This is a genomic window from Actinotignum stranguriae, from assembly GCF_051265215.1.
Lineage (GTDB): Bacteria > Actinomycetota > Actinomycetes > Actinomycetales > Actinomycetaceae > Actinotignum > Actinotignum schaalii_C.
Window position 1 is genome coordinate 73025 of the sequence record NZ_JBOZCJ010000008.1, and the last position, 7193, is coordinate 80217.

The 7193-nt window shown below is 60.1% G+C and carries 5 protein-coding genes; 4 read left to right on the forward strand and 1 reads right to left on the reverse strand.

The genetic code is table 11. The features are described 5' to 3' along the window. Window positions 1-2: 2 nt before the first annotated feature. The gene (locus ACRQEG_RS04490) at window positions 3-1238 is read left to right on the forward strand and encodes an argininosuccinate synthase (protein ID WP_016442686.1); all 1236 of its coding nucleotides are present in this window, start codon (window positions 3-5) and stop codon (window positions 1236-1238) included. Between the two features lie 160 nt (window positions 1239-1398). On the opposite strand, the gene ACRQEG_RS04495 is transcribed toward ACRQEG_RS04490, so the two are convergent. Then, the gene (locus ACRQEG_RS04495; RefSeq protein WP_320757451.1) at window positions 1399-2946 is read right to left on the reverse strand and encodes an MFS transporter; all 1548 of its coding nucleotides are present in this window, start codon (window positions 2944-2946) and stop codon (window positions 1399-1401) included. 275 nt (window positions 2947-3221) lie between these two features. On the opposite strand from ACRQEG_RS04495, the gene ACRQEG_RS04500 reads away from it, so the two are divergent. From ACRQEG_RS04500 to tyrS, 3 genes are all read left to right on the forward strand, one after another. Next, complete coding sequence (locus ACRQEG_RS04500; RefSeq protein ID WP_320757450.1) at window positions 3222-4046, forward strand: nitroreductase family protein; 825 nt, start codon at window positions 3222-3224, stop codon at window positions 4044-4046. An 84-nt stretch (window positions 4047-4130) separates the two neighbouring features. Next, the gene (gene argH, locus ACRQEG_RS04505; RefSeq protein ID WP_320757449.1) at window positions 4131-5561 is read left to right on the forward strand and encodes an argininosuccinate lyase; all 1431 of its coding nucleotides are present in this window, start codon (window positions 4131-4133) and stop codon (window positions 5559-5561) included. A gap of 97 nt (window positions 5562-5658) precedes the next feature. Next, a complete protein-coding gene (tyrS, locus tag ACRQEG_RS04510) occupies window positions 5659-6918 on the forward strand; it encodes a tyrosine--tRNA ligase (RefSeq protein WP_320757448.1) in 1260 nt (419 codons plus the stop codon). Window positions 6919-7193 lie beyond the last annotated feature (275 nt).

Sequence of the window (7193 nt, forward strand, 5' to 3'; positions counted from 1 at the left end):
TAATGGCGAAGGAGCGGGTAGTTCTCGCCTATTCGGGCGGACTGGACACCTCGGTGGCTATCGGATGGATCGGGGAACGAACCGGAGCTGAAGTGATCACCGTTGCCGTGGACGTAGGCCAGGGCGGCGAGGATCTGGAGACCATTCGCCAACGCGCCCTCGATTGCGGGGCCGTGGAAGCCTATATCGCCGATGCCCGCGATGAATTCGCCAGCGAATACTGCATGCCGGCCCTCAAGGCCGGGGCGCTCTATATGGACGCTTACCCGCTTATTTCCGCTATTTCCCGCCCGGTTATCGTCAAGCACCTGGTGGCGGCGGCCCGGCAGTTCGGGGCGAGTACGGTAGCGCACGGATGTACCGGAAAGGGTAATGACCAGGTACGTTTCGAGAACGGTATTACCCAATTGGGGCCGGATCTAGCCTGCCTGTCCCCGGTGCGTGACCTCGCGCTCACCCGCGAATTCGCTATTGATTACGCCAATAAGCATAATTTGCCTATTGAAACGACCCACCACAATCCCTTCTCCATTGACCAGAATGTGTGGGGCCGAGCCATTGAAACCGGATACCTCGAAGATCTATGGAATGCACCCACGAAGGATGTGTATACCTACACGGATGATCCGACCTACCCGCCATTGCCTGATGAAGTGATTATCACCTTTGAGGGCGGTATTCCGGTTAAGATCGACGGCGAAGCAGTCACTCCGCTGCAAGCTATTGAGCAGCTCAATAAGCGGGCTGGAAAGCAGGGGATTGGCCGGATTGATGTGGTTGAAGACCGCTATGTCGGTATTAAATCCCGTGAGATTTACGAGGCACCGGGCGCCATGGCGCTGCTCACCGCGCATAAGGAACTCGAGAACGTGACGATGGATCGCGAGCAAGCTCGTTTCAAGCGTACGGTCGCAGATCGCTGGGCGGATATCGTATACGAAGGCCAGTGGTTCTCCCCGCTTAAGCGCTCCCTCGATGCTTATATCGAAGATACCCAGCGTTATGTCTCCGGTGATATTCGTATGGTTATGCATGGCGGGCGCGCTACCGTCACCGGGCGACGCTCGGAGGCTTCGCTTTACGATTTCAATTTGGCTACTTACGATGCCGGTGACTCCTTCGACCAGTCCCACGCGAAGGGCTTCATCGAATTGACCGGGCTGCCCGCGAAACTTGCAGCCGCTCGCGATGTTACCTTCGGGCGCGGGGTGGCTATCCCGCCCGCGCGGCTGAACTAGCGAGGCGCGTGAGCGCGACCGAACTAAGTTTCGCTCGCGCGGCGAGGTTCCCGGCGAGCAGCTACAGGTATTTAGGATGCACGCCAACTTAGCCGTATCGAGAACGGGGCCGAGGTCGTCATGACCCCGGCCCCGTTTTTATTTGGTGCTTGACAATGCGTTACTTCGCTTCGCGGGCGCGCAGCATCGCCGGCGAAGCGGGCCGGCGCATGAAAATAATCGAGACAGTCAGAGCGAGTGCCACAATAAAACAGATGGTCCCCATGGAAGCCGCGTAACCGGTGAACCAGGCACCGTCTCCGCGCGGGGTACCTTCGTTGACGAAAGCGAAGAGGATGGCGGTCACCATGGCATTGCCGATAGCGGTGGTAATACGCTGACTGGTTTGCTGCACCCCGCCCGCGGTACCGCCGTGGGCTCGCGGAACATCAATCATCGCCTGGGTCTGATTGGCCGAACCAATGACGCCGATTCCGAAGCCGAAAACGCAAATGGGAAGGGAAAGCCACCACGGGCTCCACCCCGAATAGGCAATTCCAGCGGCCAACGGAATACTTGAGGCGAGCGATACCAGTGCGAGCGCGAAAGCGCCAGCCTGGATATGCCGGCCCCAAGCCACCGCGTAGCGCCCTGCCCACACCGAGGCGTAGGCCGAGGCAATCGCATTGGGCAGGCCGAGCATGCCGGCCTGCAGCGCATTGAATCCCATGCCCTGCTGGAGATACATGGCCAGCACCACGAAAACGGATGTGGTTCCCAGGAACTGGATGGCGGTAATAGAGGTGCAGAAACTGAAGGATTCGATACGGAAGAGGCGTAGGTTGACCATGGGAATCCGGCCCCGGTTCGCGTAAGAATGCTCCCAGAGCACCCAGGCGAGCCCGAGAAGGGCCCCACCGCCCAGCAGCGCCCAGCGCCAGGCGAAGTGGGACATGAAGGGCAGCATGAGGCAGAGCACGGCGAGAGCCAACAGGGTCATTCCTACCGGGTCGAGGTCGAGGTGATGCCCGCGTCGGCGACCGACCGGTTGGCCCCGGCGTTCCATTTCTGCCCGGTAGGCGGCGTCAATCTTGGCGGCGTCGTCGCCAATAGCACGCCGTTCCTTCAGGAACGGCAGCAAGAAAATACCCAGCCCCAAACCGAGCAAACCGAGCGGGACGTTGAGAATAAAGGACCACCGCCAGCCCACGGGCCCGAAGATCTGGACGAGGCTTCCCGAGAGCAGCGGTCCCACGGCAACCGAGGCAGAAATGGCCAGGCCCATATAGGCGAAGGCCTTCGCGCGGGCGTGACCGTCGAAATACTGCATAATCATGCCGGTGACCTGGGGAGAGAAAATCCCCGAACCGATGCCCTGGAGGGCGCGCGCGATATTGAGGATAAACGCGTCACTGGCCACCCCGCACAGTAGCGAGCCGAGCGTGAACACCGCCATCCCGATCATCCACAGCGAAGAACGGCCAAAAATATCACCCAGGCGCCCCGCGGGTACCAAGAGCAGCCCGAAAGCTAGGGAATATCCGGAGAGCACCCACTGAATATCACCGCGCCCGGCATTCAGACCCGTTTCGATAATGGGAAGTAGATTATTAACCGAGCTGACCTGAATAAGCGACATGACGAGCGCAACGATGAGCACCACGAGGAGCTTATTGCGGTCATACGTTCGGTCCGAACCCGGAATCGTGAAATAACGCGTATTTTCCATTCCATCCTTCACAACAACGCGCACGCTGGCGGCATAGATATAGCCGTGACACGAACGCACCCTAGCTCCGGTAACTCTGCGATGCTGTGGTGTACAAAGGTGAGCGACGGGGCGGCGGAATAGCCGAACACCCGGCGCATGCACAAAAAGAGCCCGCACGGAGGCGAGCGAGCAGAGACAGCAGTCCCGGTACGGGTGCCAGCATAGCAGCATTTCCCGCCAATTCCAGTTGTGACGAATCTTGCGCCATGGCCCAAGCGTGGGAGAATACCCGTATGGATACTTCACATAAGACTTCAGAAGATACGCGTCCTGCCAACAGCGGCGCGGAGGAGACTCTGCGCACTCAGCTTAACCACCGCACCATTCGTGATTTTGATGGCCGGCCGCTCGGAGAGGAACTTACTGGCGCCCTGATCCAGGCAGCCCTGCACGCCGCGACCTCGCAGGGTATGCAATACGCAAGCATTATTCGAGTGCAGGATCCGGCCCGCCGCCAGGCCATCGCGGAAGTCTGCACCCAGGCTTACGTGGCGCAGGCACCTGAATTGTGGATTTTCGTAGCGGATACCCGCCGTGTCTGGCGCGTATGCCAGGAGCAGGGTGGCGAGGGCGCCGGGGCCCGTAGCTATGACGCTTTTAACGCCGCGGTTGCGGATTGCATGATCGCGGCGCAGAACACCGTGGTGGCTGCGGAAAGCCACGGTTTGGGTACCACCTACCTCGGTTCTATTTTGAACGACGCCGAACGTATCTGCCAGGTGCTGGACCTGCCCGAACTCACGTTCCCGGTTATCGGCCTCATTATGGGCTACCCCAATCAGGAGCGGATTCCCGAGCTCAAACCGCGCATGGATGCCGGACTGCGCGTTTTTACCGATCATTATCAGGAACCGGAATCCGCGGTGGAATCGCTGCGTGAATACGACGCCGCTATCGCGCCCTGGGTGGATATCCGTTACGGAAAGCCGGTCGGGCCTTTCACCGAGTACGTACCCACCCGCCTGAGCGGCTCAGTGGCACGCCGTGGGCGACTCCTGGCAGCCATCGGAGCGCAGGGCTTTGACGTGGCACTTCCTGTGGAAGACGTAGCAGAATAGTGGAATACCGGCGGGTGCACGGAATTTTCCACGGGGGAGCGGCTGAACTTCCCGCACGAAAGTGACCGTGTTTAGAATAGTGCAATGACTGAACATCTCGCCCTATGGGGTGGGCGCTTCAGCGGTTCCAGCGCTGACGCCCTGACCGAACTTTCACGCTCGACTCATATTGATTGGCGCTTGGCACCCTACGATCTTGCCGGGAGCCACGCACACGCCCGGGCGTTGGCCAAGGCAGGTCTCTTGGACCACTCCGAGCTTGCCGCGATGCTCGCCGCTTTAGATACGCTCGGGCAGCGGGTGGCTAGCGGGGAACTCACGCCTTCCCCCGATGATGAAGATGTGCATACGGCTCTAGAACGTGCCCTGCTGGCCGAAGCCGGGGCGGAGCTGGGAGGAAAGCTTCGCGCTGGACGTTCGCGCAATGATCAAATCGCTACTCTCATCCGCATGTACCTGCGCGACGCGGCGCGGTACCTGAGTGAAAAACTGCTGACGGTGGTGCGGGCCCTCGTTTCGCAGGCCGAACGCGCTGGCGAGGCGGTGATGCCCGGGCGCACCCACCTCCAGCACGCCCAGCCGGTGCTGGTGGCCCATCATTTGCTCGCCCATGTCTGGCCGTTATTGCGCGATATCGGGCGCTGGCAGGACTGGGATAAGCGGGCTGCGTATTCACCCTACGGTGCCGGGGCTCTGGCGGGGAATACCCTGGGGCTGGATGCTGCGGCAATCGCGGCAGAACTGGGCTTTAACGCCCCGGAACACAATTCCATCGACGCCACGGCCGCGCGGGATCTGGTTGCCGAATTCAGCTATATTTGCGCCCAGATTGGGGTGGATCTTTCCCGGCTTTCCGAAGAAATTATCCTGTGGAATACCCGCGAATTCCACTTCGTCACACTTGATGATGCGTACGCGACCGGATCCTCGATTATGCCGCAGAAAAAGAACCCGGACGTGGCCGAATTAACCCGCGGCAAGAGCGGGCGCCTCATCGGTGATCTGGCCGGATTGTTAGCTACCCTCAAGGGACTCCCGCTCGCCTATAACCGAGATCTGCAAGAGGATAAAGAACCGGTTTTCGATGCCATCGACACCCTCGACCTCCTCCTCCCCGCGGTAGCGGGCATGGTGGAAACCATGGTGCTCAACTACGAGCGCATGGCCGAGCTGGCGCCCCAGGGATTCTCCCTCGCCACCGATATCGCCGAGTGGTTGGTGCGCGGCGGGGTTCCTTTTCGTGACGCGCATGAAATTTCGGGTCGCGCGGTCGCCTTCTGCGAAGAGCGCGGCATTGAGTTATGGGATATGGACGACGACGAGCTGCGCTCCGTCGACGCGCGGCTCACTCCGGATGTCCGGGAAGTACTCACGGTGGCTGCCTCTGTGGGAGCTCGACGTGGTGCGGGTGGCACTGCCCCGGAGCGGGTCGCGGAGCAGCTGGCCAGTGCGCGGGAATTCATCGGGCTCGCGGAGGGCTTTGCCCGCAGCGCGACCGATGTGTCGTCGTCGTAAAAATATAGTGGCAAGAAAAAACCGGGCGTGATAACGTCCGGACGTGACGTTACGGAAAGGCCCGTGACGCGCGAATCACAACGGAAGGACACGAGACGTGAAGGACGTTCTTGAGGAACTGGAATGGCGGGGGCTGATCGCCCAGCATACGGATATTGACGCGCTGCGTAGCGCGCTGAACTCCGGTCCGGTCACCTTCTATTGCGGTTTTGATCCGACGGCGGCTTCTCTGCACCACGGTCACCTTGTCGCGGTGAAGCTCATGCGGCATCTCCAACTGGCCGGACACCATCCACTGGTGCTGGTAGGTGGGGCAACCGGGCTCATTGGGGATCCGCGCCCCTCAACCGAACGCACGCTTAATTCACGGGACACCGTTGCTCAATGGGTGGAATCTCTGGCCGGGCAGTTGCGCGGCCTGTTGGATTTCGAGGGAGATAACCCGGCACGGCTCGTCAATAACTTGGATTGGACCGGGCAGCTTTCCGCGATTGATTTCCTGCGCGACTTGGGTAAGCATTTCCGGCTCGGGACGATGCTTTCCAAGGATATCGTGGCGCGGCGCCTGGAATCGGACGAGGGCATTTCCTACGCCGAATTTTCTTACCAGGTTCTCCAGGCCAATGATTACCTTGAGCTCTTCACTCGTTACGGCTGCACCTTGGAGGTTGGCGGGAACGACCAGTGGGGCAACCTCGTTGGCGGAATGGATCTCATTCGCAAGGTGACAGGAGAGTCGGTGCACGTGCTCACGAATCCGCTGATTACCAAGTCGGATGGCACAAAGTTTGGGAAATCCGAGGGCGGTGCGGTATGGCTCAACCCCGAGATGCTCAGTCCCTACAAGTTCTTCCAGTTCTGGCTCAATACTGCCGACGAAGACGTGGTGCACATGCTCAAGGTCTTTACTTTCCGGACTCGGGAAGAGATCGAGGAGCTGGCTACCGCGGTGGCGGAGCGTCCCCAGGAAAGGCGGTCCCAGCGCGTACTTGCTCAAGATGTGACGGCCTGGGTGCATGGCGCGAACGTGGCAGAACGAGTGGAGAATGCCTCGCGCGCGCTCTTCGGCGGTGACGGTTTGGCCGCTTTGGATGCGGATACCTTGCGCGACGCCGTGGCGGAACTGCCGCAGGCGAGCGCGAGCCTGGGAGCTTCCATTCCCGAGCTCTTCGTGGCCACGGGCCAAGAACGGGGTCTGGGTGCCGCGCGGCGAACCGCGAAATCCGGCGGCCTGAATATCAACAATCGCAAAGTCGGAGAGTCTGACGTGCTGACTAGCAGCGATGTGCTTCCCGGGGGTGTTGTGGTGCTACGCAAGGGCAAGAAAAACCTCGCGGTTATCCGCGTTACGGAGTAAATAGCAAAGTCAAGACGGCGCTCACACATGAAGCGTGATGAATAGTGGCGGCGTTACCGGTGACGGTAGCGCCGCCACTATCTATGAACCACGGTGCACGAATGGATCAGTAGGGGGATATCGGCGTAATTGACGATTTTTGCCGGGCGTGCTGCGCCTTTTATCGGGTTTTTCGCGGTTTTGGTGGTGTTTGTGGTGGGTGTGGTGGGTGTCTCGTTGGTTTGGTTTGCGTCTGGCGGGTTGGGCTTGTAAGCTTGTTATCCGTCGCCGAGAGC

Excerpts from the sequence above, each read along its gene's own strand:
- ACRQEG_RS04490 (WP_016442686.1), top strand. The coding sequence starts at position 3 with ATGGCGAAGGAGCGGGTAGTTCTCGCCTATTCGGGCGGACTGGACACC.
- ACRQEG_RS04495 (WP_320757451.1), bottom strand. The coding sequence starts at position 2,946 with ATGGAAAATACGCGTTATTTCACGATTCCGGGTTCGGACCGAACGTAT.
- ACRQEG_RS04500 (WP_320757450.1), top strand. The coding sequence starts at position 3,222 with ATGGATACTTCACATAAGACTTCAGAAGATACGCGTCCTGCCAACAGC.
- argH (WP_320757449.1), top strand. The coding sequence starts at position 4,131 with ATGACTGAACATCTCGCCCTATGGGGTGGGCGCTTCAGCGGTTCCAGC.